17 protein-coding genes and 1 tRNA gene are annotated in these 23,528 nt (G+C 62.7%); 6 read left to right on the plus strand and 12 right to left on the minus strand.

The window, feature by feature from the left end; all coding sequences use genetic code 11:
- Nucleotides 1–51: 51 nt before the first annotated feature.
- Entirely contained in the window at nt 52–1,539 is a 1,488-nt protein-coding gene (locus ACP154_RS04370; protein WP_107711807.1) for a carotenoid oxygenase family protein, read from the minus strand.
- On the minus strand, nt 1,520–2,494 hold the full coding sequence (locus ACP154_RS04375) for an NAD(P)H-dependent flavin oxidoreductase (RefSeq protein WP_421856294.1): 975 nt from the start codon (nt 2,492–2,494) through the stop codon (nt 1,520–1,522). Before ACP154_RS04375 ends, ACP154_RS04370 begins: the two co-directional genes overlap by 20 nt.
- A gap of 164 nt (nt 2,495–2,658) precedes the next feature.
- Between ACP154_RS04375 and ACP154_RS04380 the strand changes: the two genes are divergently transcribed.
- Nucleotides 2,659–3,603 carry a winged helix-turn-helix transcriptional regulator gene (locus ACP154_RS04380; protein ID WP_421856291.1) on the plus strand — a complete coding sequence of 315 codons (945 nt, stop codon included), beginning with the start codon at nt 2,659–2,661 and terminating at the stop codon, nt 3,601–3,603.
- A gap of 66 nt (nt 3,604–3,669) precedes the next feature.
- Here ACP154_RS04380 and ACP154_RS04385 read toward each other — a convergent pair whose 3' ends face one another.
- Both ACP154_RS04385 and ACP154_RS04390 read right to left on the minus strand, forming a co-directional pair.
- On the minus strand, nt 3,670–5,874 hold the full coding sequence (locus ACP154_RS04385) for a TonB-dependent receptor (protein WP_421856288.1): 2,205 nt from the start codon (nt 5,872–5,874) through the stop codon (nt 3,670–3,672).
- Between the two features lie 127 nt (nt 5,875–6,001).
- On the minus strand, nt 6,002–7,696 hold the full coding sequence (locus ACP154_RS04390) for an aldehyde dehydrogenase family protein (protein WP_421856285.1): 1,695 nt from the start codon (nt 7,694–7,696) through the stop codon (nt 6,002–6,004).
- Between the two features lie 128 nt (nt 7,697–7,824).
- Between ACP154_RS04390 and ACP154_RS04395 the strand changes: the two genes are divergently transcribed.
- Genes ACP154_RS04395 through ACP154_RS04405 form a run of 3 tightly spaced genes read left to right on the plus strand, consistent with a single transcriptional unit; the run spans nt 7,825 to nt 10,972 of the window.
- Nucleotides 7,825–9,042, plus strand: coding sequence for a thiolase family protein (locus tag ACP154_RS04395; protein WP_421856282.1), 1,218 nt, complete (start codon nt 7,825–7,827; stop codon nt 9,040–9,042).
- Nucleotides 9,039–10,544, plus strand: coding sequence for a class I adenylate-forming enzyme family protein (locus ACP154_RS04400; protein ID WP_421856279.1), 1,506 nt, complete (start codon nt 9,039–9,041; stop codon nt 10,542–10,544). The genes ACP154_RS04395 and ACP154_RS04400 overlap by 4 nt, the downstream gene beginning before the upstream one ends.
- Nucleotides 10,541–10,972, plus strand: a complete 432-nt coding sequence (locus tag ACP154_RS04405) for a PaaI family thioesterase (protein ID WP_421856276.1) — start codon at nt 10,541–10,543, stop codon at nt 10,970–10,972. Before ACP154_RS04400 ends, ACP154_RS04405 begins: the two co-directional genes overlap by 4 nt.
- Nucleotides 10,973–11,046: 74 nt before the next feature.
- Here the strand turns inward: ACP154_RS04405 and ACP154_RS04410 are convergent, their stop codons facing one another.
- The 5 genes from ACP154_RS04410 to ACP154_RS04430 all read right to left on the minus strand — a co-directional run bounded on the left by ACP154_RS04410 (nt 11,047) and on the right by ACP154_RS04430 (nt 17,380).
- Nucleotides 11,047–11,322, minus strand: coding sequence for a DDE-type integrase/transposase/recombinase (locus ACP154_RS04410; protein WP_424993768.1), 276 nt, complete (start codon nt 11,320–11,322; stop codon nt 11,047–11,049).
- A gap of 71 nt (nt 11,323–11,393) precedes the next feature.
- On the minus strand, nt 11,394–12,377 hold the full coding sequence (locus tag ACP154_RS04415) for a universal stress protein (protein ID WP_421856270.1): 984 nt from the start codon (nt 12,375–12,377) through the stop codon (nt 11,394–11,396).
- A complete protein-coding gene (locus ACP154_RS04420; protein ID WP_421856266.1) occupies nt 12,374–14,089 on the minus strand; it encodes a cation:proton antiporter in 1,716 nt (571 codons plus the stop codon). The genes ACP154_RS04415 and ACP154_RS04420 overlap by 4 nt, the downstream gene beginning before the upstream one ends.
- Entirely contained in the window at nt 14,086–16,827 is a 2,742-nt protein-coding gene (locus ACP154_RS04425; protein WP_421856263.1) for an HAD-IC family P-type ATPase, read from the minus strand. Before ACP154_RS04425 ends, ACP154_RS04420 begins: the two co-directional genes overlap by 4 nt.
- A 463-nt stretch (nt 16,828–17,290) precedes the next feature.
- Nucleotides 17,291–17,380, minus strand: a tRNA-Ser gene (locus tag ACP154_RS04430).
- 194 nt (nt 17,381–17,574) lie between these two features.
- On the opposite strand from ACP154_RS04430, the gene ACP154_RS04435 reads away from it, so the two are divergent.
- Nucleotides 17,575–18,258: a tellurite resistance TerB family protein gene (locus ACP154_RS04435; protein ID WP_133724251.1), complete on the plus strand. Its 684-nt coding sequence runs from the start codon at nt 17,575–17,577 to the stop codon at nt 18,256–18,258.
- Nucleotides 18,259–18,283: 25 nt separating this feature from the next.
- Here the strand turns inward: ACP154_RS04435 and ACP154_RS04440 are convergent, their stop codons facing one another.
- Nucleotides 18,284–19,153 carry a LysR family transcriptional regulator gene (locus ACP154_RS04440; RefSeq protein WP_421856259.1) on the minus strand — a complete coding sequence of 290 codons (870 nt, stop codon included), beginning with the start codon at nt 19,151–19,153 and terminating at the stop codon, nt 18,284–18,286.
- 141 nt (nt 19,154–19,294) lie between these two features.
- Between ACP154_RS04440 and ACP154_RS04445 the strand changes: the two genes are divergently transcribed.
- Entirely contained in the window at nt 19,295–20,782 is a 1,488-nt protein-coding gene (locus tag ACP154_RS04445; RefSeq protein ID WP_421856256.1) for an NADP-dependent isocitrate dehydrogenase, read from the plus strand.
- A gap of 168 nt (nt 20,783–20,950) precedes the next feature.
- Here the strand turns inward: ACP154_RS04445 and ACP154_RS04450 are convergent, their stop codons facing one another.
- The gene (locus ACP154_RS04450) at nt 20,951–22,300 is read right to left on the minus strand and encodes an RsmB/NOP family class I SAM-dependent RNA methyltransferase (RefSeq protein ID WP_421856253.1); all 1,350 of its coding nucleotides are present in this window, start codon (nt 22,298–22,300) and stop codon (nt 20,951–20,953) included.
- A complete protein-coding gene (rlmN, locus tag ACP154_RS04455) occupies nt 22,297–23,496 on the minus strand; it encodes a 23S rRNA (adenine(2503)-C(2))-methyltransferase RlmN (protein WP_107711833.1) in 1,200 nt (399 codons plus the stop codon). The genes ACP154_RS04450 and rlmN overlap by 4 nt, the downstream gene beginning before the upstream one ends.
- Nucleotides 23,497–23,528 lie beyond the last annotated feature (32 nt).

A 23,528-nucleotide genomic window follows, 5' to 3' on the forward strand; every position in this document is an offset into this window, starting at 1 on the left:
GATCTTGTTTTGGACTGTCGCCAGCCGCGCGGCCGTCTTGGCAGGCCGTCGTCAGACCCAGCCCATCTCCGCCCCCGGCACCCAGGTGGAGTGGAACCCCGCGGGCACACGTGCGGGCAGCTTGACCCGGGCGATGGGCCCAGCCTCAATATCTGCGGCGTCGATCACATGAATTTCCGAGCGGCCCTCGGCTTCGTTAGACACGAAGCTGACGAGATATCCGTCATCCTCCTCGCCCGTTCCATTCAGGCGCGGGGCGAACGGACTCTCCGAACCGTACCAGCCCTCCTCAAAGCGCAAGCTCTGCGAGCGCCCGGTGCGGGTGTCGTATTTGATCAGACCGTCAAACACCATGGTCTCTCGATCGGTCGGGATCGAAACATGGTAGGAATAACGCGAAGGCACGCCCTGGACGTCCATATTGATCGTCGGGAATTCCGCGTTGCGGTCGTCGAGCCATTCTTCTTTGGTCTCGCCGGTCTTCAGATTGAACTTCCAGCGATGAAACCGCGCCTTGAGCAGCAAGAAGGCCATCATGCGCGCATACGCGCCACGACCCGGCTGACTCTCCGGACACGGATCGGTGACCCGGCACCCTTCCATGATCAACCAGTCGCCATCCTCATACGCGTTGGTGACGTGATAGATGTATCCCGGTTCGGCCTCGAACCAGCGCACATCGTCAGCAGATCCATAGCGCGGGATCACGGCGAAGCGGGAAGGGATGTCCTCGTAAAATGTCACCTTGTGCAGCCCGCGCGTTTTGAGCAGTTCAGGATCCCAGAACAGCGGCAGGTCATGCAAAATCGCGTAATTTTTTGAGAGCGCCATGTCATGGGGCAGGCGCGGGCCCGGCACATCGATCTCGACCGTGCTCATCCGGCCATCGGGACTGACCACGTGATAGGTCATGTAGGGCGGTTTAGTGTTGTAGTCGAAAAAGAACATCTCCCCCGTGACCGGGTCGGTCTTGGCGTGAGCCGAAACCTGACGCTGGAGCTGACCGCCGAAAGTCTGTGGTCCAAGCGTATCGCCCGTGGCCGGGTCGATGCGCACGGGGACGCCCGCCTGATACCACAAGGCGAGCACCTCACCATTATGGACGATCAGATCGGTGTTCGCGCTGTCCTTCAGCCAGCCGTCCGACCCCGCGCCGGGAGGCGATTCCGGGTTCGGATGTCCCATATAACCGGGCCATTGCTCGCGCCCGGCTTCAGCGTTGAGCTTGAAATGGTCTGTTTTGACAAAGCGAGAGCGATAACTCGCCTGACCGTCCTTGAACGCGACGGTATGCACCATGCCGTCACCGTCAAACCAGTGGTGCTTGGACGCGGGCGGATAGACCTGATTGGGACCGTTGCGCATATAGGCGCCGCACAAATCGGCCGGGATCTCGCCGATCACCTCCAGATCCTCGGCCGTCGTCTCAGCCTTTACGGGGGCGTAGAGACCTCGCAAATAAGGATTTTCAACACCGGAGAGCCAAGAGGGAGCGTCACGCTCCAGACGCAGAGGATCGCTAAGGCGTGGGGCGTTCATAAGCTTGTCTCCTGTCTTGATAGGGACCGCTGAACGCAGTGACGTCCGCGGCGTATTCGCGTGCAAGGCGCGCGATAATGTCTGCAACCGGCTCGATGGCGTTGACCGCCCCGACCCCTTGTCCCGCCGACCACACATCCTTCCAGCCTTTCAGGACTTTGGATGGATCGTCGAATTGAACGCGGCCTTTCTTGGGCAGGTCGTCAGGATCGAGCCCGGCGCGGCGCAGACTGTCTTTCAGCCAGCTTGCCGGCACGCCGGTCATGCAATCAGAAACCACGAGATCGGTTGCGTCGGCAGCAACCACCATCGCCTTGTAATCGTCTGCCGCCAGGCTCTCCTCGGCGGGGATGAAAGCGGTGCCCATATACGCAAGGTCAGCGCCCAGCGCCTCAACCGAAGCAACGCCCCGGCCCGTGGAAATGGCTCCGCCAACCGCGATCGGGCCGTCAAAAAAACCTCGAACCGCTTCAACAAAGGCATTGGCGGCAAGAAATCCTGTATGACCGCCCGCGCCCGACGAGACCAAAACAAGCCCGTCCGCACCCGCCAGCGCCGCCTTGCGCGCAAACGCGACGGAATTGACGTCGGCGAAGACCTGGCCGCCATAACTGTGGACGGCTTCGATAACGCGCTGAGGACCGCCCAAGGCGGTGATCACGAGCGGCGGGCGATAGGTTTTCACAAGCTCCAGCTCCGCCTCGAAGCGCGGATAACTGGAATGGGTGATCATGTTGAACGCCCAGGCCGCATCGTCCGGGCCCAGTGCGCCGGTAATCTCGCCCATCCAGGCGTCGAGCGCTTCAATCGTGCGGCAATTGGGCCCGGGAAAGGCGCCGATCATACCCGCTTTGCAGGCATTGATGACCAGCGACGGCCCGGACACCAGGAACATCGGCGCGCACACCGCAGGCAGGCGCAGATTGCGCGTGAGCGTTTCAGATAGCCGCGTCATCAGTCTCTCCGAAGCCGGTCCCGATTGAGCCCGGTCAAGTGTCACTTTGTTAGCGAAACTTACTCTACAGACTGGAATCCTTGCTGACAAGAGGCGCAAACCGCCACTTGTCGGCCCCGACTTGATCGGCTCTATTCCCTGTTATGCCAGCAACACTGAAAAGGATGATCCAGAACAATCCGGTCTCGCACGCTATCGACGGGGTCGGAGAAGCCTGGACCATGCTCATTCTGCGCGAGGCCTTCCGCGGCGCGCGCCAATTTGAAGATTGGCTCTCACGGCTCACCATTGCGCGTTCTGTGCTGGCGCGCCGTCTGAAGATCATGACCGAGGCCGGCCTGCTCGAAGCCAGGCTTTACCAGACCCGGCCGGAGCGTCACGAATACCTGCTGACGGAGATGGGCCGAGACCTGTTCGGCGTGGCGGTCATGCTGACCATGTGGGAGCAAGACTGGTCACCGCGCGCCGATCCGTCGCGCGCCGTGCGCTTTTTGCGCCGCTCCGACGGAACGGAAGTCCGCCCCGTCATGTCCGGCGCTGACCCGACCCGGGCGCTCTCGCCTTATGATGTCATGCCGGCGCCTGGGCCGACTCCTGACTTCGCCCCCCGCATGAAGACGATGCGCCGTCGCCGCGTTCAGCCCGCCCAGCGCGGCGCGTCCGGACCGATCGAGCTGGGCATAGAGCTCTTTGGAGACTATTGGACCAATCTCGTCCTGGCCGCCGCTTTCTACCGCATCCGGCGCTATGATGATTTTCTGTCCACGCTCGACATTTCCACCAGCGTCCTGGCCGACAGGCTGAACGCCATGGTCGCCCACGGCATTTTGGAGAAACGGCGCTATCGTTCCCGGCCCGAGCGATTTGAGTATGTGCTGACCGAACGCGGCCTGGCGCTCTATCCAGTAGTGCTCGCCTTCTTCGCCTGGGGGCAGCGCTGGCTATGCCCGGAAGATACAGCCCCGGTGATCCTGGTTGACCGTCAGACCGGCACGCCAGTCCTGCCCCGGCTGACAGATGCTTTAACCGGTGAGGTCATTGATCCTCGGAACGTCAGAGCCGCGCCCGCGCTCACCCATGCCAAACGCAGCCGGGCCGCAAGCGGCTAAGGCGAAACGAAACGGGCGCGAACTGATCCCAGCCCGCGCCCGCCTCCCCCCTATATGGCTCTAGCGTCAGCCTCCGAAGCGGACCCGCAGGCTCGCCCCCCATGTCCGCGGCGGCGCATAGACATTAAAGCCGATCCCATTGTTCTTGATGATATGAAGCGGGTAGGTCTCATCCCCGAGATTTTTGCCCCAAAGCGCAATTTCCCACCGCTCGTCATAGGGCTGCCAGGACAGCCGTGCATCGACGCTGGAATACGATTCCACAAGGACTTCCGGATTGTTCGACGGGTCGAAGAAGTAATCACCCGTATACTGATAGTCCGTACGCAGACGTGCATAGCCCGGCCCCACAGGCGCGTCAATCTGGGCGAACACCGTGTACTTGTTCTCCGGAGCCCGGGTGAGCTGATTGCCGTTATAAGGCAGAACGCCAATCGCGGACTGGGCGTCGGACACGTATTCCGCATCCAGATACGCATAAGTGCCCCCGACCATAAAGTTATCGGTCAGGCGCGCCTGAGCCTCCAGCTCGACCCCGAAGATTTCGGCATCCGCATTTGAAGTCACCAGCGCCAAGCCAAGCAGCTCGTAGACCTGCAGATCCTGGTAATCGGTGAAGAAGGCGGAGCCATTCAGGATAAGCCGGCCATTATTCCAGTTGGTCTTCAACCCGATCTCGAAATTATCGAGAATCTCCGGATCGAGCGCTGTGCTCGCCTGAGCCGCATTCTGGGCCTGGCTGGGATACAGACCTGACTTGTAGCCCCGGTCATAGCTGGCATAGGCGAGTATGTTGTCATTCGGACGCCAGTCCGCGGCCAGACGCCAGGTCGGCTCGGTCCAGCTCTCTTCACCGGAAACGCCGCCTGGAAAGGCCACACCCAGCGGGGGCGGTCCGAGCGGAATGCCCGGAAAGGGTCCGCCTGGCGTGTCGTTATCAATGCCCCGCGCGAAGATGTCCTTTGAATCCCAGGTCAAGCGCACACCGCCCGTCAGATTGAAGGTGTCGGTCACCGGCCAGGTCATCTGGGCGAAGCCCGCAACACTCTGATTGGTGGCGTTCTGTGTGAAGGTCACGTCCCCGCCCACGAAAGACGGGAAGGGCGGCAGAGCGTCCACGACAAAGTTCTCAGAGCGGTTCACATCCTCGTGGAAGAGGAACAGCCCCGCCACCCATGACACGCCATACTCCGTATTCGATGTAAAGCGGAACTCTTGGGTGAACTGATCTGAATCCTCATCGGCCCGGTCTTCGACCAGCAGCACATAAGGCGGAGTCGGCAGACCGCCGAGATCGTCAAACCAGGAAAAATCTGTCGCCCGCCAGCTCGACAGGGAGGTGAACGTGAAGGCGTCACGCTCGACATCGAAGCGCGCCTGGGCGCCGTAAGTATTGCGCTCCTGGAAGGTGTTCGGACTGGAAAAGCTCTCGCGTTCGTCCAGACCGCTGCGCAAGGCGCCGATCAGGGCCACGAGCGGCGGCGCGGTGTTGGGTCCGGGGACAGGAATGCGCGCCTGACCATCTGTCTCATCGCGGGAAGCGTCGATCTGGAAGAGCCCGCTGACAGCGCCGTTCTCAAAGCTGATCGCGCCGCGCCCCCCGATCGTCTTGGCGCCTTGCAGGTCCTGGCCGGTCACGGCGTTCTCTGCATAACCAGAATGTTCGTGGTAAAGCAGCGCGATGCGCCCGGCCACATTCTCGTCAATGGGGCCGTTGACCACCCCTGTGAGCTGGATGTCTTCGTACTCGCCATAACCAACAGTCACTTCGGCGAACGGATCGTCGCCGTCGGGCTTGGCGGTAATGATGTTAACGGCACCCCCCGCGGCGTTCCGGCCATAGAGCGTGCCTTGCGGCCCGCGGAGCACTTCAACTCGCTCCAGATCAAAGAAGCTGATCGCCCCGCCTCCGGCGCGTCCGATATAGACTTCATCGATGGAGACCGCCACCGAAGGGTCGCCCGCCGCGCTGTCTGACGTCGAGCCCACGCCGCGGATATAGAGCTGGGGTTCGCCGATATTGAATTCACTCATGGTGAAGCCGGGCGTGCGGTCTGCGATCCCTCCAATCCCCTCAATCGCGCTGCCGCGCAGCGCCTCCTCGTCGAACGCGCTGACCGCAATCGGCACGTCCTGGATGGACTGGGCCCGGCGCTGGGCCGTGATGGTTATGATGTCTGAACTCTCGGCCTGCGCCAGAGCGATATCTCCCGCCAAGAGCGAGAGAACGAGCGCGGACGCGCCCACCAGAGCGTTGCTGCGATAAGCCATAATGTCTCCTCCCCTGCTGACCCGCCTGTTTTTCTGTGTCCGGCGGCACATGCGGGAAGAATGATAACTTCATTAAACAAACTGACTCAAGGAGACTTTTATAAAGAAACCGACTCGAGAGCCTAACTCACATCGTTTTGCGGCGGGTTTGCACAACGCGGAAGCGCGGCGCGACGAAGGCGAGATCGGTCAGGCTGGCGTTTCCAGCCGGGTTCAGCCCGGTGACGTGATAGTCCGAATAGGCCGCCATGAAATTGACCGGCATGCCGCCATCAATATTCACGCTGACCGAGGCGCCGGCCGCGATGTAAGCGGGCAGAGCCTTCTCGATGAAGTCCTCGTCGATCGAGTAAAGATAAGACGAGATCGCCCCGCGGCTCCGGGCCTGGCGGGTGGCGCGCTCCACCCCCTCTTCGGCTGTCTCAACCGGAATAACGAAGCCGATCGGGCCAAACCGCTCCTCGCCATAAAAGTCCTCATTATCGGCTTCAGTTTCGATAAGGACCGGGCTGCACGTCCGTGCATCGGGGAAATCAGGATTGGCGACCGGCGAGGCCTGGCGCAGAATCCGCCCCTCACGCTCTCCGCGTGCGGTCATCGCCTCAACATTGCCAAGCGTACTCTCGGCCTGAACCGTAGCGCACACAGCCGAGCCCGTAGCATTGTCGCCGGCAATTCGATCAATGGCCGAAACCAGGATCTGCACCGCCTCCTCATAGGGGATAACCCGATCGCCGGAGCGCACGCCCGAGCGGGGCAGGAAATAGTTCTGCGGGGCGGTGCACATCTGGCTTGAGAAAGAACTCATGGCCCGCACCACTGCGCCTGCGGCTTTCTCGAAATCCTGCGCAGAGTGAAACACCACCGAATTGCAGCCTGCCGTCTCGGTGAAGACCAGACGGTCCCCGGCATTCTGTTCGATCCAGGTCCCGAAGCGTTGCGAGCCGGTATAGTCGATGATCCGGCAGTCGGGATGCGAGATCAGCTCTTTGGTCACAGGGGCGTCGGGACTGTCTGTGGCGAGCAGGACAAGATTGGGGTCAAAGCCTGCGCGTTCCAGAACCCGGCGGCAGGTCACAACCGCCATTGCCGTGGGCAGGATGGAGCTGGGGTGGGGTTTCAGGATCGCCGCATTGCCGGTCATCAGATTGGCCGTCAGGGCCGGATAGGCGTTCCACAAGGGAAAAGTGGCGCAGCACACAATGGCGGCGGGGCCCAGCGGGACACGGTGATAGCGTTTGTCCAGCGTCACCGGCTCCGGATCCAGGAAGCGCTTGGTCCAACGCGCCGTATCAGGCACGTCCATCTGGGCCTTATAGCCATAGACCAGCGCCTCGAGCCCGCGATCAAGCGCGTTGGCGCCTGACCCCGAGAACGCCATGACGAACCCTTGCCCGGCTGTGTGCATGGTGGCGTGTGCGGTCTCGAACGTATCCTTCTCGAGCTCGAAGAGCATCTCAATCAGCACGTCCGCACGTGTATCCGGGCTCGTTGCGGCCCAGCTCCCCATCGCGGTGCGCGCCGCCTTGATCAGCGCGTCAGGATCACAGCGCGGATAGTCAATGCCCAGCGGCTTGCGCGTATACGGCGATATCTCCGCCTCGCCGACCCGGCTGATCTCGCCGGGCTGCTCAAGTTCAAAGGGTTTTCCAAGCCGCGCCTGAAACCGCTCCTCGCCCAGTCGCGGCGCCGCCTCGCCATGTAACTTTTTCGACGGGCTTTCCTTGAAGGGGCTGAACTGGTCTCGAAGACGGACGGCCTCCAGAGCGGCCTCGAGGACCTTGCGACGATCCGAGCGCGTCTGCGGGGCGATTGCGGTCATTTAAGGGCTCTCCGGTCAGGCTGATCGCGCCGCAAGTCACGGCGTTTGCACTTGTAAGCCAATAGAGTATCGTTATCAAAGTTACTAGCGCAAGAGCAACTCCGCGCTTAACCAGATCGGGAGATGACATGAAGATCGCAGTGGCGGGCGTGGGCATGACGGCGCTTGGCAAGCATGAAGCCCGGTCAATCAAGGACCTGGTGCGCGAAGCGGTCACGGCGGCGCTGGCCGATGCAGAGCTTGCGACCGGTCAGATCGAGGCGGCGCTGTTCTCAAACACGCGTCAGCCCATCCTTGAGGGACAAAATGCTGTCAGGGGGCAAATTGCTCTCGCCCCGCTTGGGCTCGATACCATCCCGATCCTCAATGTAGAGAATGCGTGCGCTTCAGGCGCCTCTGCTGTGGCGATGGGCGCGGACATGATCCGGGCAGGCCGCGCGCAGACCGTTCTTGTCGTTGGCGCAGAGAAAATGATCTATCGCGACCGCGACGATCTGGTCATGAAGGCGTTTCGCGGCGGAACCGATGTGGAGCGTATAGAGGAAACCGCCGCGCGCATGGCCGCCTGCGGCGCAGCGCTCCTTCCAGAGGGTTATGCGCCTGCGACCCGTCGCAGCTTTTTCATGGATATTTACGCCGGGCTGGCGCGTGCTCATATGGAGCGCTATGGCACGACGCCTGAGCAGATCGCCTACGCCGCCGCAAAGAACCACACCCATGCGACGCGCAATCCGCGCGCCCAGTACGGGGGTGAGACCAGCCCGGCTCAGGTGCTTGCCGACAAGCCGGTTGTCTGGCCGCTGACCCGACTGATGTGCGCGCCCATCTCTGATGGCGCCGCAGCGCTTGTCCTGCGACCGGCGCGTGAGGCTGGTCAGCGCGGCGTCACGCTCGCCGGGATCGGCTGGACGAGCGCATCAGATCGAGCGCTTGAGGATTACGACAATCATCTGGGCCGGCGCGCCGCGCTCCAAGCCTATGAAGCGGCGGGAATCGGGCCAGAAGAGATCGATCTCGCCGAAGTGCACGACGCCACAAGCTTCGCTGAACTGCTGCAAATTGAAAATCTGGGCCTGTGTCCTCGCGGCGAAGGCGGACCGTTCACCGCCTCCGGCGCCACCGCACGCGGCGGGAGGATTCCTGTCAATGTTTCCGGCGGCCTCGTCGCCAAAGGCCATCCGGTCGGCGCCACGGGTGTGGTCCAGATTTGCGAACTGGTCGAGCAATTACGCGGAGAGGCGGGTGCGCTACAGGTCGAGGGCGCACGCGTCGCCGTCGCCGAGAATGGCGGAGGCTTTCTCGGCGTTGAGGAGGCCGCAACCCTGGTCACGGTGCTGACGCGATGACTTTACACCTCGACACCGCCCCCGCCGCCGACGCCATAGACCAGCTCGGCCGGAATCCAGCGCGCATCGCCGCCGTCTGCTATGATTCAGACGCGCGCAAGTCCGCCGAGATTAGCGCCGGACACTTGCTGACTGCCGCGCATTCCGCCGCAGCTGAAATCGACCGGCGCACGCCCAAAAGCGGCCGTGTCGCGATCGCGGCGGGCAACTCGATCGACCATCTGTGCGTCTGGCTGGGCGTACAGATTTCCGGACGAGTCTGGATTCCGCTCGGGCTGTCGAACGGGCCAGACGCCACAGCGCACGCTTTGTCGCTCGTACGACCTGACCTCATCTGCGCCGATCCGGCCGGAGCACGGCTTTTGGACGCGGCTGGCGCCGGGCCAAGCCTTGCGCTCGAGGCGCTCTACGCCGAGACGGCGCGCTTGCCCCAGACTTACGCGAGCGGCGCGCAGACCATGGCGATCAAATTTACGGGCGGTTCAACCGGTCGGCCCAAGGCGGTCGTTCAGTCCTGCCGTTCGGTGATGGCCAACCGGATCAATATGGCCGCTCGCTTCCCGCTCGCCTCTGAAGACGTGGTCCTCGCCAGTGCGCCGCTCACCCATGGTTCTTCGCACTTCATCCTGCCCGCCCTTGCCGCTGGCGCGCGACTGGTGCTGGTGGATCGCGCATCCCCGTCCACACTCGCCCGGATCATGAGCGAAGAGCGCGTGACCACCGGTTTCGCGGCGCCTACCTCCATCCAGCGCCTCGCCGAAGCGCTCCATGACAACGGTGCGGACCTGAAAGCGCTGCGTCGGCTGATCTATGGCGCGGCGCCCTTTCCCGAACTCGCCCTCGCCCGTGTGCTGGAAATCCTGGGACCGCGCATCGCCGGGCTCTATGGACAAACTGAAGCCCCGATGACCATTGCAACGATCGACGAGGCCGAGCTTGCCCAGCCCGAACTGAGAACCAGCGTGGGACGTCCGGCGCCATTGAGCACTGTGTCGATACTCGGCGCTGACGGCGAAACGCTGCCCCCTGGAGAAACAGGAGAGGTTACACTCGCTGGCCCTCTAATCATGGACGGCTATCTCGGCGACCCCGAAAAAACCGCCGAAACGATCCGAGACGGACGGCTACACACCGGCGATCTGGGTCGGATGGATAAACACGGCCGGCTCTTCATAACCGGCCGGGCCAGCGAGCTTATCATCTCAGGCGGGTTCAATGTCTTTCCCTCAGAGGTCGAAGCCGCACTTCTTGCGACCGGCGCGGTGGACGAAGCGTGCGTCTTTGGCGCTCAGGACCTCGACTGGGGCGAGCGTGTCGAGGCCGCCATCACTGTGCCTGAGGGGAGCCGCGTCGATATCGACGCGCTGCGCGCCGCCGTTCGAGAACGTTTGGGCCCAGTCAAGACACCCAAGCGCATCCATGTGCTCGACGCACTCCCCCGCAATGGACTGGGCAAGTTGATGCGAGCCGACCTTGTAAGGCAGTTTTCGGAGACATTATGAGCCTGGACATCCGCCTGGACGCCATGCGCGCCGAGCTAAACAAGGCTGTCAACCGCGACACCTTCTGGGCGAAACTGCAAGCCCGGATCGCCACTTTGGAAGAAGACCACGCAATGCTCGAGCTTGCCCCTGCGCCAAGCCGGTGCAATCTCGCAGGCGTCGTGCATGGCGGAGAAAGCGCGGCCATGCTCGACCAGACCTGCGGACTCGCCGCCAACGCCACGGCCGAAGGCCGCTGGGTGACCGGAAAGGCGGAGCTGAGTTATCGCGCTCCGGTTCCAAGACAAACTGAGATTATCTGCGAAGCTCGCGTGACACGTCGCACTGACCGGCAAGCGATGGTCGAAGGATCAGTCCGAACCGTCGATGACGCTAAGGCTCTGGTCACAGCCCGCATGACCTTCATACGCCTGCGCGAGCAGACTTGAGGAGCCTTTGGCGGTGCTGTCAGACTAACGCGGACTGATCGCGAGGCTCGCCTTCACGCGGCCAGTAGCGGCCGTCACTCGGCGAGCGCTTCGTCACGGAGCGATTTGAAGCGGGGCCGGCGTTCGAGGGATCGATCATGTTTGAAGGGGGTGCGGACGGAGGCATGAGCGGTGGCGAACTGCTGTACACTTCGCATCTGCCGGAACCCAGCCATCGCCCGCGAACACCTTCGGAACGGCAGGTGAGAGTTTTCGTCTCGCTTGTTCTCGTACCGGATGGTGACTTGACGAGCGGCGTTCCCGATCTCGCCCATAGCCTCACGATAGGAACGCAATCGACCGGTCACCACCTCCTCCGACCAACCATACAGCTACATCGCTTTCTTCAGGAATTTCAGCGCTAACATCGTGGCGGCGTGACTCACTTCACGGGGCTAACATAGCCAGGCGGTTTGACGGTGACGACGGAGCATTCAACACTGTTGAGTACGTCTTCTGCGGTGTTGCCGATGATGAAGCCTGGCACCCCGGTGCGGGCAATCGTGCCCATGACCAGCATGTCGGCCTGCATCGCCTGAACGTCCTCAGGGATGATCTGTCGCGGGTCGCCGCGCTTCAGCCGGGTTTTCATTTGAACCTGGCTGAGACCCAAATCGGCGAGGCGTCGGCGCGCATCGAGCATGAAGCGCTCTAAAGCCGCGCTGTGATGGTCGCGGATTTCATCGAGGTAATGATCAACGCCGCCGGCCTCGTTCGACCACATCCGCACCACGCCCTCGCCGGCCGCCTCCCAGACATGCAGGATGTGCAGCCTGGCGCCGGACAGGGCCGCGATCCGCGCCGCGGTCTCCACGATGCGCATGTTCAGCGCAGACTCAGTCTCGGGTTGTTCGGCGGTCAGCGGGTCGACATCCACCGCCGCGAGCAGCGTTTGCGGCTTTTGATCGGCGTCCTCGCGGATCAGCCAGACAGGGCTGGGGCATTTGCGCAGAAGATGCTGGTCGGTGCTGGCAAAGAAGACACCTCGCGGCCCTGCTAAATCCTCAGCTGTTTTCAGCACCAGGCGGGCCTGTTCTTTGATCGCGATGCGGATGATCTCCAGAAACGGCTTGCCCAAGCGGGTGACGACACGAACCGGCCAATCGAGAGAGACGCGCTGACACGCCTCGTTCAGGCGGTGTTTGAGCTCGTCTTCGAGGCGGGCGGCAATGGCCTCGCGGCTTAGGCCCGTGGCCTTCTCCATGGCCTTGATATCGGCTGGCGGCTGTTCAACGGCGACCGCGATCAACGGCGCGTCCATGCTCCGGGCGGCGTGCGCAGCGCGCTCCAAAAGCGCGTCATCCAATCCGTCAGCTCGGCAGACCGCCAGAACGGGGCCGTCCAAGGGGGCTTGCTCTACGCTCATGGGCTCAACTCCTTCTGACCGGTCGGATCTTCTAGTGATTCCGTGCTGGACGCGCGCGCCCCAAGCACCAAGTTGGCGGCTTCTATCGCCGCATCCCGATAAGGCAACAGCACAAGATCGGCGCCCGCAGCGCGGAGCGCCTCGGCCAGCCCGTCGCCATGGGATGAAACGGCGATGCGGCCCTCAAAGCCAAGATCGCGTAGATGCCGGATCAGAGAGCGGCGGGCATCGGCGTGGGTGATGCCGGTATCGTGCTCGGGCACGCATGAGACGGCCCATTCAGCGCCCTCAAGCGGCAGGTGCGCCACGGCTTCGGGATCGGTGGCGTCGCCAAAGATCGCGTCCACGCCGCGCGCCCTGGCGTAGCGCACCGAGCCTGGATTGAAATCCACCCCCAACACCCGTTTTCCCGTGGCTTTGAGCGCTTCAGCGATCGCCAGGCCATAGCGCCCCAAACCGAAGACGATGACGTCATAACGCTGCGCCGGATCACCGCCGGTCTCCTCGCGCAGCACATCCTTGCGTTCGAAAACGCCAAGCAGCGGGGCGACCCGGTCATAGATTTGATGGGAATAGGTGATCATATAAGTGGAGGCTGCAATGGTGATCAGACCGACCAGGGTGACCAGTCCGAGCGCGGGTTCCGCCACATGGCCCAGCGCGACGCCCATCGCCATGAAAATGAGGGAGAATTCGCTTATCTGGGCGACGGTGAGCCCGGCGAGAAATCCCGTGCGTTTGCGGTAGCCCATCACGCCCATGATTGCGAGCACGATCAGCGGATTGCCGACCAGAACGAAGACGGAGAAGACCAGCGCCGGACCGACGCTGGCGCCAAGCATGGACAGATCCAGCGCCGCGCCGAGGGCGATGAAAAAGAACAGCAGCAAAAAGTCACGCAGCGAGGCGAGCCGAGCGGCGATCGCTTCGCGAAACGGGGTCGAGGCGAGCGAGATGCCGGCGAGCAATCCGCCTAGCTCCTTGCCAAACCCCAGATAATGGCCAAGCGCCGCCAGCAGCGCCGCCCAGCCGATCGCGAAAGACAGCAATAATTCCGGCGCCCGCGACAGACGCTCGACCAGCGGGTCGGCGATGAAGCGAATGAAGAGGCCGACTCCGACCAGCATCAGCGCGCCATATCCGAAAACGCGCGCCACATCGCCAAAGGCGTTCGCATCGCCGCCGCTCGCGCCGACGGCGGAGAGCACGATCATCGCGAGCACGACCACCAGATCCTGGACAATAAGAAAGCCGAGCGCGATGCGTCCGTGCAGAGAGTCGATCTCGCGCTTGTCGGACAACAGCTTCACGATGATGATCGTGGAGGAGAAGGTCAGTGCGATGGCCACATAAAGGCTTGTAATGGTGTCGAGCCCGAGCGTCAGGCCGATCAGGAAGCCGAAAATGGTGGTGAACGCGACCTGGCCTAGCCCCGTGGTCAGCGCCACCGGACCCAGCGTGCGGACCAGCTTGAGATCTAGCTTCAGCCCGACCAGGAAGAGCAGCACGGCGATGCCAAGCTCGGCCAAAAGGTCGATATGTTCGTCAGAGCGTGCAATCCCGAGCACGGACGGCCCGGCCAGAATGCCCACCGCGATGAAGCTGACGATCAGCGGTTGGCGCAGCATCAGGCCGAGAAACCCCACGCCTGCGGCGAGCACCAGAAGGGCGGCGATTTCGTAGAAAAGATATCCGGTGATGGCGTCGGTCATGCGCGTGAAGGATCCGGGCTGCGGGGCAGAAAGACGGCGCGGACCAACCGCTTTTCAAGCTCCAGAATGATCAGCACAAGAAGGCCAATGGCTACGATTTGAAGGCCCTGCGAGAGGCTGAGGGGCCGGGTGCCGAAAAAGGTTTCCATGAAGGGGGCGTAAGTGAAGAGAAACTGCAGCCCTGCGACAGCAGCCACCGCGATCAGCACAGGCCGCGTGCCCACCACGCCGCGCAAGGTCATCGATGGCCCATGCAGATAGCGCACGGAAAATAGGTAGAAGATCTCCATCACGACCAGCGTGTTGACCGCAATTGTACGGGCTTCTTCAATGCTGGCGCCCTGGGCTTGGGCCAGGGCGAACTTCCCGAAAATACCGGCTGAGAAGAGTACCGAGACGAAGCCGACCCGCCAGAGCACGAAGCGCGACAGGATCGGTTCGCCTGGCGGCCGGGGCGGCCGACGCATCACATTGGGTTCAGAGGGTTCGAAGGCTAAGGTCATGGCGAGGACCACCGAGCTGACCATGTTGACCCAGAGAATTTGTAACGGCGTGATCGGCAGCGTCAGGCCCAGCAAGAGCGCCACGACCAGGCTGAGGCTCTCCCCGCCATTGACCGGCAAGAGGAAAATGATCGCCTTTTTCAGGTTGTCGTAGACGGTGCGGCCCGCTTTCACGGCCGCAGCGATGGTGGCGAAATTATCGTCAGCGAGCACGATCTCGGCGGCCTCCTTGGCCGCCTCCGACCCGGTCAAACCCATGGCGACGCCGATATCGGCGCATTTGAGGGCCGGGGCGTCATTGACCCCGTCGCCCGTCATAGCGACCACCTCGCCTTCGGCCTGCAGGGCTTTGACCAGGCGCAGCTTGTGCTCCGGGCTCATGCGGGCGAACACATCGATCTCTTGGACCTGTCTGCGCAAAGCCTCGTCGTCGAGACCGTCGACATCGACGCCTTGCAGGACGCGACTGGTGTTCTCCAAGTCAAGCTCGCGCGCAATCGCCGCTGCCGTGCCGGCGTGATCGCCGGTGATCATCTTCACCCGAATGCCCGCGTCGCGGCACTGCGCGACCGCGTTCACCGCCTCCTCGCGCGGCGGATCGATCAGGCCGACCAGGCCCACCAGCATGAGATCGCCATCCACGTCGGCAAAATCGAGCCCGGTCTGATCACGCTCGCCAGCTTTAACGGCGATAGCCAGCACCCGGTGCCCGCGCGCGGCGATGGCGTCAGCCTGAGCGCGCCAGTAGTCTTGATCAAGCGGCGCGGCCTCTCCGGCCTCCGTCGCCTGGCTCTGGCACATGTCCAAAAGACGTTCTGGCGCGCCCTTTACATAAATGGCGGCCGCACCTTCAGGGTCATGGTGGAGCGTGGCCATAAAGCGGTGCTGCGCATCAAAGGGGATCGCATCGATCTGCGAGTGGCTGCGCCGCTCCGCATCCGCGTCGAGGCCGGCCTTGCACGCAAGCGTGACAAGGGCGCCCTCCATGGGATCGCCGACCACCGTCCAGTCCTCGCCTCGCCGCTCCAGTTCGGCTTCGCTGCACAACAACGCCGCCCGTGACAGCTTCGCGAGCAGCGGATAATCCGTAGCGATGGCGACGTCGCCATTCAGTTGGAAGCCGCCGCGCGGCGCGTAACCGGCGCCTGAGACGTTGAACAGGCGTTCGGCCGTCGCCACCGATGCGACCATCATTTCATTGCGCGTGAGCGTGCCGGTCTTGTCCGAACAGATCACCGAGACCGAGCCCAGCGCTTCGATGGCGGGCAGGCGGCGCACGATGGCGTTGCCGCTCGCCATGCCTTGCACGCCGATCGCCAGTGTCACCGTCAGGATCGCTGGCAGGCCTTCCGGGATCGCGGCCACCGACAGGCCAACGACCGCCATGAACAGCTCGGTGAACCCATAGCCGCCGAAGATAAGGCCCGCAGCAAGGATCACCGCGCTGACCGCCAGGATGAAGGCTGTCAGCCAGCGCGCGAATACGGCCATCTGGCGCGTGAGTGGGGTCTGAACGCGGCGCACTTCGCCGATCAGATGGCTGATGCGCCCCAGCTCTGTGTTCGCGCCGGTTGCAACGACGACGCCGCGCCCCTGGCCGGAGGCGACCATCGTGCCGCTGAAAGCCATCGAGCCCCGGTCGCCCAGCGCCGCGGCCGCGGGCACAGGATCAAGTGACTTGTCCACGGGCACGGATTCCCCGGTCAGCACCGCTTCTTGAACGCGCAACCCGCCGCGTGTCTCGATGAGGCGCAGATCCGCTGCCACGCGATCACCCGGTTCCAGCAGCACGATGTCGCCGGGAACCACATTTTCGCCGGGCAATGTGATCCGGCGTCCATCGCGCAGGACGCTGGCCTTGGGCGCCAGCATGTCCTTGATGGCCGCGAGGGCAGCCTCCGCCTTGCCCTCCTGGATGAAGCCGATCACGGCGTTGACCCACACCACGACAAGGATCACGCCGGTGTCAATCCAATGGCCCAGCACGGCGGTGACGCCCGCCGCCGCCAGCAAGACATAGATCAGCAGGCTGTGAAACTGAGAGAAAAACCGGACAAGAGGCCCGCGCGCCTTGGGTTCGGGAAGCCGATTTGGGCCGTATTGGGCGAGACGCTCTTGAGCCTCATCCGCGCCAAGTCCCGTCTTGCGATCGCTTTTCAGGGTCGAAAGAACGCTGTCTATTTCAGCGCTATGCCATTGAGGTGTTTCGACTTCTGGACCCACCGGCGTTTTCATCGATTAAAGTCCCAAATAGGTGTCGCAGGATGAAGCTGAGGCTGGCGTCATGCGCTGATGCGGGCTTAGGCGCTGGGTTCGTCCCGCTTAGGTGGTCATTGGAAGTGTAAGTCCGGTGGTTTCGATATAGCGGCGTTCATGCCGCTAAATCCGTACAGTAAGGCGGTCGAAACGCCGCGGGCAAGATCACTTTTGACGCAGGCGGGCGGCAGCTCGGAGACGTATGTGGCTGATCAAGGCGCTGTCAGACCAAAGCGGATCGATCTCGACAATCATGAGGTGCGGATTCACGCGGCCAGCGCCTGATGGGACCGCGCCATCCGGGCGACCGAGACTTTAAGGGATATGGGAGTAGTTTGCGGAGGTTCGCGGCGTCTCAGTTCCGGGATCGGATTTCCAACCCGCCGAAACTGCGCGGGTATTCCGCGAGTTTCGGGACAGAGACTGATATCGCTGGAAATCCTGGCGGTGAGGGTGGGATTCGAACCCACGAGACGGTTGCCCGCCTACACGCGTTCCAGGCGTGCGCCTTCGACCACTCGGCCACCTCACCGTAAGGCGGCGGAAAGTAGCCAATACACCGCGCCAGTCAAGGACCTAACGCTGCTCTATCTGCGCGAAAAACCGGTCACGGCTTCTTGCACGCGAAGCACGGTATTCCCAATTGCTGCCTGACGCTTATTTCAGTCTCAAACGGACGGACGGCTACACGCCGCGCCGACCCCTTAACCGACGCAAAGGTCCGCCATGTTTGACGTAAACAAGATCATCACCGCCCTTCAAACCGATCCCAACGCCCAGCGCACCGCGCTTGCGGGCGGTGGCGGCGTCGCGGCGGGCTTCGCCGCTTCCATGCTGATGGGCAAGTCCGGGCGCAAGATGGTGGGCAAGGCGGCCAAGTATGGCGCGGTCGCCGCCATTGGCGGCCTCGCCTATCACGCTTGGCAAAAAAACCAGCAAAACAAGCAAGGCCAGGCCTCAACGCCGGTTACGCCCGCTGAAGTCCAGGAGGCGGATTTCACCCCGGCGCCGGAGAACTCCGCCTTTTTGCCCGCCCCGTCCGATGAAGCGGCGGTCGATCAATTGGGCAAGGCTTTGGTCCGCGCCATGATCGCGGCGGCCAAGGCGGACGGCAAGGTCGACGCCGAGGAGAAAGAGGCGATCTTCGCGCGACTGAACGCCATGGATCTGAGCGCGGAAGACAAGGCGTTCGTGTTTGACGAATTGTCAGCGCCGTTCGACATCAACGCCGTCGTCGCCGCCGCCGATACGCCAGAGCACGCCGCCGAAATCTACGCGGCGTCCTTGGTCGCGATCGAGATCGACACGCCCGCCGAGCGCGCCTATCTGCAAATGCTGGCGGCCCGACTGGAGCTTGATCCAGATCTGGTCAATGAAATCCACAAGGCTGCGGGCGCCCAGCCCGCCTAGGCGTCCATCCCGGGATAGCCCGCTCTTAAAACCGGGCGGGCTCTTCTTCCAGGGCATGCGCCAGATGATCCGCAAGGCGTCGGGCGGCCAGACCGGCGTCCGCCGCAGTCAGCAAGACCGCCTCGGCGTCATCAAGCGGCGGCATGCGCGCGCCTTCATCAATGGCGAGGTCATCGGGTGCAAAGTCTCGCGGCAGCACCGCCACGCCCAACCCGGCGCGCACCGCCGCCAACGCCCCCGCCAGGGACCCGCACACATAAGCGGCCCGCGCCCGACCGCCGGCCCGGCCCAGCGCTTCGAACGCGCGCTTTCGATAGACGCACGGCTCGGGGCTGACCACGAGCGCCGTGACGCCGCCCGTCTCAAACACGGTGTCATCAGCGCCCACCCAGACCAGAGGCTCTGACCAGACGCGCTGACCGTCCACGGCCGCGCTCGGCTCGCGCTTGACCAACGCCACATCCAGACGCCCGGCGTGAAACATATCCATCAGATTGAGCGTCAGGTCACAGGTCACTTCAAGCTGAATGCCCGGATGCGCGCGAGCAAACTCCGCCAAGGCTTTCGGCAAATGCGCCGTGGCGATATCTTCCGGCGTACCGAGGCGCACATGACCTCGCGCCTCACCGTGCCTGAACGCCGACAGCGCCTCATCATGCAGCGCCAGCATACGCTCGGCATACCCCATCAGGCGCTCGCCCGCAGGGGTCAGAGTGACCCGGCGCGCCGTGCGGCTGAACAAGCGCTCGCCCACGATCTGCTCGAGCTTTCTGATCTGCAGCGACACGGCAGACTGGCTGCGAAACAACAGCGCGCCCGCGCGGGTAAAGCTTTGAGATTGCGCCACGGCCACGAAGGCGCGCAACAGATCAAGATCGAGACGGTGGCCTTGCATTCCATGAGTTTCTCAAATGCATGTACGCATGACAATCAATTTTTCAAATTCTCAGGATTCGCTAAAACCCCTCCGACACAGGCGCGGTCCGTCCACCCGGATCTGTCTGCTGTACACTCACGCTGGAATGAGGAAACCTGAATGAACGTCCACGTCTCCGCTTCGAACGCCGCCGCCACGGCGACACGCACCCCCACCCCGATCACCGTCGCCTACGGAGACGGGATCGGCCCGGAAATCATGGAAGCCAGCCTGAAAGTGCTGGAAGCGGCTGGCGCCGCGCTGAAGCCTGAGCCGATCGCTATTGGCGAACAGGTCTATCTCAACGGGGTCAGCGCGGGGATCGAGGACAGCGCGTGGGAGTCCCTGCGCCGCACCAAGGTTTTTTACAAGGCGCCGATCACCACGCCCCAGGGCGGCGGTTTCAAATCGCTCAATGTCACGGTGCGCAAATCGCTGGGCCTGTTCGCCAATGTGCGTCCCTGCGCTGCGCTGTCTCCCTTCGTTGCGACACGCCATCCGGACATGGATGTGGTGATTGTGCGCGAGAACGAGGAAGACCTCTATGCCGGCATCGAGCACCGCCAGACCGATGAAGTGGTGCAGTGCCTGAAATTGATCTCGCGCCCGGGCTGTGAGCGGATCGTGCGTTATGCGTTTGATTACGCGCGCGCCAATGGCCGCAAGAAAGTCACCTGCCTGTCGAAAGACAACATCATGAAGCTGACCGATGGTCTGTTTCATGAAGTGTTTGACGAGATCTCCAAAGAATATCCCGACATCAAGACCGATCACTGGATCATTGATATCGGCACTGCCAAGCTCGCTGATGCGCCCGAGCAGTTTGACGTGATTGTCACCTCAAACCTTTATGGCGACATCATTTCCGACGTCGCCGCCGAAATCACCGGCTCTGTGGGTCTGGGTGGATCCGCCAATATCGGCGAGCATTGCGCCATGTTCGAAGCCATTCACGGCTCGGCGCCGATGATCGCGGGCCAGAACATCGCCAATCCGTCAGGCCTGATCCTGGCCGGTGTGCAGATGCTGGTTCATATCGGCCAGGCCGATGTGGCGGAAAAGATCCATAACGCTTGGCTGAAAACCCTCGAGGACGGCGTTCACACGGTCGACATCGCCTCGGACGGCATGACCCAGGAGCAAGTGGGCACGGACGCTTTCTCTGACGCTGTGATCGCGCGCCTCGGGCAGGAACCGACCCATTTCACGCCGGTGCGTTACAACGCCAAAGCCGGCGGCGTCGCGATCGCGCCGTATCAGCGCCGCGCGCGTCAGACCAAGACCCTGGTGGGCGTGGATGTCTTTGTCGACATGCCGACCGAGAATCCGGACGAGCTGGCGAACAAGCTCAACCTTGCAGCCGGCGGCGCAGCCTTGTCACTGAAGATGATCACCAATCGCGGGGTGAAAGTCTGGCCGCAAGGCTTGCCTGAAACCTTCAAGACCGATCATTGGCGCTGCCGCTTCATGGGTGAGGGCGTGCGCAAGAATTCGGACGTGGTCGACCTTCTCAGCCGTATTGAGGGCGCAGGCATCGACTTTGTGAAAACCGAACAGCTCTACGAGTTTGACGGCAAACCCGGTTATTCGCTCGGTCAGGGCCAGTAAGGCCAAGATAGGGGAAATCCCTGGGCGAGCCTTGCGAGACCCGGGACCCCCTTCCGCCTTTAGCGCTTTATCCTGAAAGAGACCCCGGCTCGGCGCAACGCTAGGCCGGGGTTTCATCTTTTAACGCGTGTCTCTTCCCCGGCGCAGGGTAGAAAGGGCGGAAGCGCCCTACCCTTTCACGATCCGCGCAATGTAAAAGCCGTCCATGCCGCCGCGTTCATCCCACATATCGGGACGAGTGCGTACGGAGCCGTCAGGGCGCAGCGCTTCTTTCAGGCCAGGCAACTCATCAACGGTCACAGGGTCGAGCCTGGCGTCCGGCGTGCGCTTGAGAAACGCTACAATCTGGTCTTCGCCCTCTTCCAGCTCCAGCGAGCAGGTGCAATAGATCAGCCGCCCGCCTGATTTGAGCTGGGCGAAACTGGCGTCCAGAAGGCGGCGCTGAATATCGGCCAGATTGGCGATGTCGCCGGGCTCTTTCGCCCAGGCGGCGTCCGGGCGACGGCGCAGCGTGCCGGTCGCTGAGCACGGCGCATCAAGTAAGATCGCATCCAGCGGTTCGGGCGCGGTCCATTCGGCCACGTCCGCGGTGACGATCTCGGCCTTGAGCTTGGTGCGCTCGAGATTCTCAGCCAGGCGCTTGAGGCGTTTGGGGGACGCGTCGACCGCGATCACCGACGCACCCGTCGCGGCGAGCTGCAAGGTTTTGCCGCCCGGCGCGGCGCAGAGATCAGCAACCTTTTCACCGGGTTTGACGTTTAGCAGGCGCGCGGGCAGAGCCGCCGCCACATCCTGCACCCACCAATCGCCAGCTTCAAAGCCCGGCAGACCATCCACCGCGCCAATATCGGGGCGCCGGATCGTACCGGTTTCCAGTACTGTTGCGCCGATCTCATCGGCAAAGCCCTGGACGTCAAAGCCCGGCTTGGCGCTCAGATCCAGCGTCGGCGGCACGGATCGGGCGATGGCGATGGCGCGCGCAATCGGTTCGCCATAGGTCTCCACCCAGCGCTCGGCCAGCCAGTCGGGCAGGTCTTCCAAAGGGTCAGACTCCAGAAACGCGCCTTTGCCCTGATCCACGACCCGGCGCAGTACAGCGTTCGCCAAATTCTTGAACCGGGCGGTGTTGGGGTCTTGCGCCATCAGGCTGACCCAGGCGTCCACAGCCGCATGGGCCGGGGTTTCAAGGATCAGGCGCTCGGCCGCGCCGCAGCGCAGGATAAGGTGCGCCTTGATCTCTTCATCGGGCAGCGGCTTGTCGAGCACCTGCATCAAAGCCGCATCAAGCGCGATCGGGCGACGGATAACCGCCGAAGCAATGGCGCGCGCAAAGGCGCGATCGCGCGGCTCCATGCGTTTCCATTCCGGGCGACCGGCCAGAGCGCCGTCAAGCGGCACGCCTTTGGCCAGAACCCCCTCGACAGCGCCCAGCGCAGTGCCGCGCGGCATCAGGTTCTTAGTGGAGGATTTGGGCTGGGATCCAGACTTGCGCGGCTGGCGGCGGTCCGGATGGTTCACGCCTGATCCTCTTGCATGGCTTCCTGGCTGGCTTCCGCTTCGCGCTCCAGGCGACGACGTTCGCTGGCGCGGATTTTCTGGCTTTCGCTTTTCAGCTGTCCGCAGGCGGCGAAGATGTCGCGGCCGCGCGGCGTGCGGATCGGGCTGGCGTAACCGGCCTTGTTCACCACATCAGCGAAAGCCTCGATCTGATCCCAGTCCGAGCATTCATACGGGCTGCCCGGCCAGGGATTGAACGGGATGAGGTTGATCTTGGAGGGGATGCCGCGCAGCAGTTTCACCAGCGCCCGCGCCTCTGCGAGGGAGTCGTTCACCCCTTTCAGCATTACATACTCAAAGGTGACGCGCTTGGCGTTGGACAGGTCTGGATAGGCGCGAATGGCGTCCATCAGCTCCGCGATCGGGTATTTCTTGTTCAGCGGCACCAGCTCATTGCGCAGCTCATCGTTCGTGGCGTGCAGGCTGATCGCCAGCATGGCCTTTGTCCGTTCACCCAGTTCGGGGATCTTCGGCACCACGCCGGAAGTGGACACGGTGATGCGGCGGCGGCCAATGGCGATGCCTTCATGGTCAGAGATCACATCGATGGCGTCTGACACGCTGTCGAGGGTGTAGAGCGGCTCGCCCATGCCCATGAAGACGATATTGGTGATCTGGCGGTCCTCGTTGGAGGTCGGCCATTCGCCCAGATCATCACGCGCGATCATCACCTGGGTGACGATTTCAGCTGCCGTCAGATTGCGCACCAGCGGCTGGGTGCCAGTGTGACAGAAGGTGCAATTGAGCGTGCACCCCACCTGAGACGACACGCACAGCGCACCCGAACGGCCAACGCCGGGGATGAAAACGGTCTCCACCTCGATCCCGCTTTCCATGCGGATGAGATATTTGCGCGTGCCGTCCACACTGACCTGACGCTCGGTGATTTCGGGGCGAGCCAGCGTGAACTTCGCCTTCAGCGCTTCACGCAAGGCCTTCGACACATTGGTCATCGCGTCAAAATCGGTGACGCCGTAATGATAGATCCAGCGCCAGAGCTGCTCGGCGCGCATCTTCGCCTTTTTCTCATCCACCAGGTCATGCGCAATCAGCACGTCACGCAATTGCGCGCGCGTCAAACCGGCGAGCGGAACCGGGCCGGACATCTCTGGCCGGTTGGAAAAAGACAGGTCGAGTGTTTTCAAAGGTGCGTTCATAGCGCCGTCGTATACTGGAAAACTGAACAAAC

The organism is Oceanicaulis sp., from assembly GCF_965249665.1.
Lineage (GTDB): Bacteria > Pseudomonadota > Alphaproteobacteria > Caulobacterales > Maricaulaceae > Oceanicaulis.

Coding starts and splice junctions, on each gene's coding strand:
- ACP154_RS04370 (WP_107711807.1), bottom strand. CDS start 1,539: ATGAACGCCCCACGCCTTAGCGATCCTCTGCGTCTGGAGCGTGACGCT.
- ACP154_RS04375 (WP_421856294.1), bottom strand. CDS start 2,494: ATGACGCGGCTATCTGAAACGCTCACGCGCAATCTGCGCCTGCCTGCG.
- ACP154_RS04380 (WP_421856291.1), top strand. CDS start 2,659: ATGATCCAGAACAATCCGGTCTCGCACGCTATCGACGGGGTCGGAGAA.
- ACP154_RS04385 (WP_421856288.1), bottom strand. CDS start 5,874: ATGGCTTATCGCAGCAACGCTCTGGTGGGCGCGTCCGCGCTCGTTCTC.
- ACP154_RS04390 (WP_421856285.1), bottom strand. CDS start 7,696: ATGACCGCAATCGCCCCGCAGACGCGCTCGGATCGTCGCAAGGTCCTC.
- ACP154_RS04395 (WP_421856282.1), top strand. CDS start 7,825: ATGAAGATCGCAGTGGCGGGCGTGGGCATGACGGCGCTTGGCAAGCAT.
- ACP154_RS04400 (WP_421856279.1), top strand. CDS start 9,039: ATGACTTTACACCTCGACACCGCCCCCGCCGCCGACGCCATAGACCAG.
- ACP154_RS04405 (WP_421856276.1), top strand. CDS start 10,541: ATGAGCCTGGACATCCGCCTGGACGCCATGCGCGCCGAGCTAAACAAG.
- ACP154_RS04415 (WP_421856270.1), bottom strand. CDS start 12,377: ATGAGCGTAGAGCAAGCCCCCTTGGACGGCCCCGTTCTGGCGGTCTGC.
- ACP154_RS04420 (WP_421856266.1), bottom strand. CDS start 14,089: ATGACCGACGCCATCACCGGATATCTTTTCTACGAAATCGCCGCCCTT.
- ACP154_RS04425 (WP_421856263.1), bottom strand. CDS start 16,827: ATGAAAACGCCGGTGGGTCCAGAAGTCGAAACACCTCAATGGCATAGC.
- ACP154_RS04435 (WP_133724251.1), top strand. CDS start 17,575: ATGTTTGACGTAAACAAGATCATCACCGCCCTTCAAACCGATCCCAAC.
- ACP154_RS04440 (WP_421856259.1), bottom strand. CDS start 19,153: ATGCAAGGCCACCGTCTCGATCTTGATCTGTTGCGCGCCTTCGTGGCC.
- ACP154_RS04445 (WP_421856256.1), top strand. CDS start 19,295: ATGAACGTCCACGTCTCCGCTTCGAACGCCGCCGCCACGGCGACACGC.
- rlmN (WP_107711833.1), bottom strand. CDS start 23,496: ATGAACGCACCTTTGAAAACACTCGACCTGTCTTTTTCCAACCGGCCA.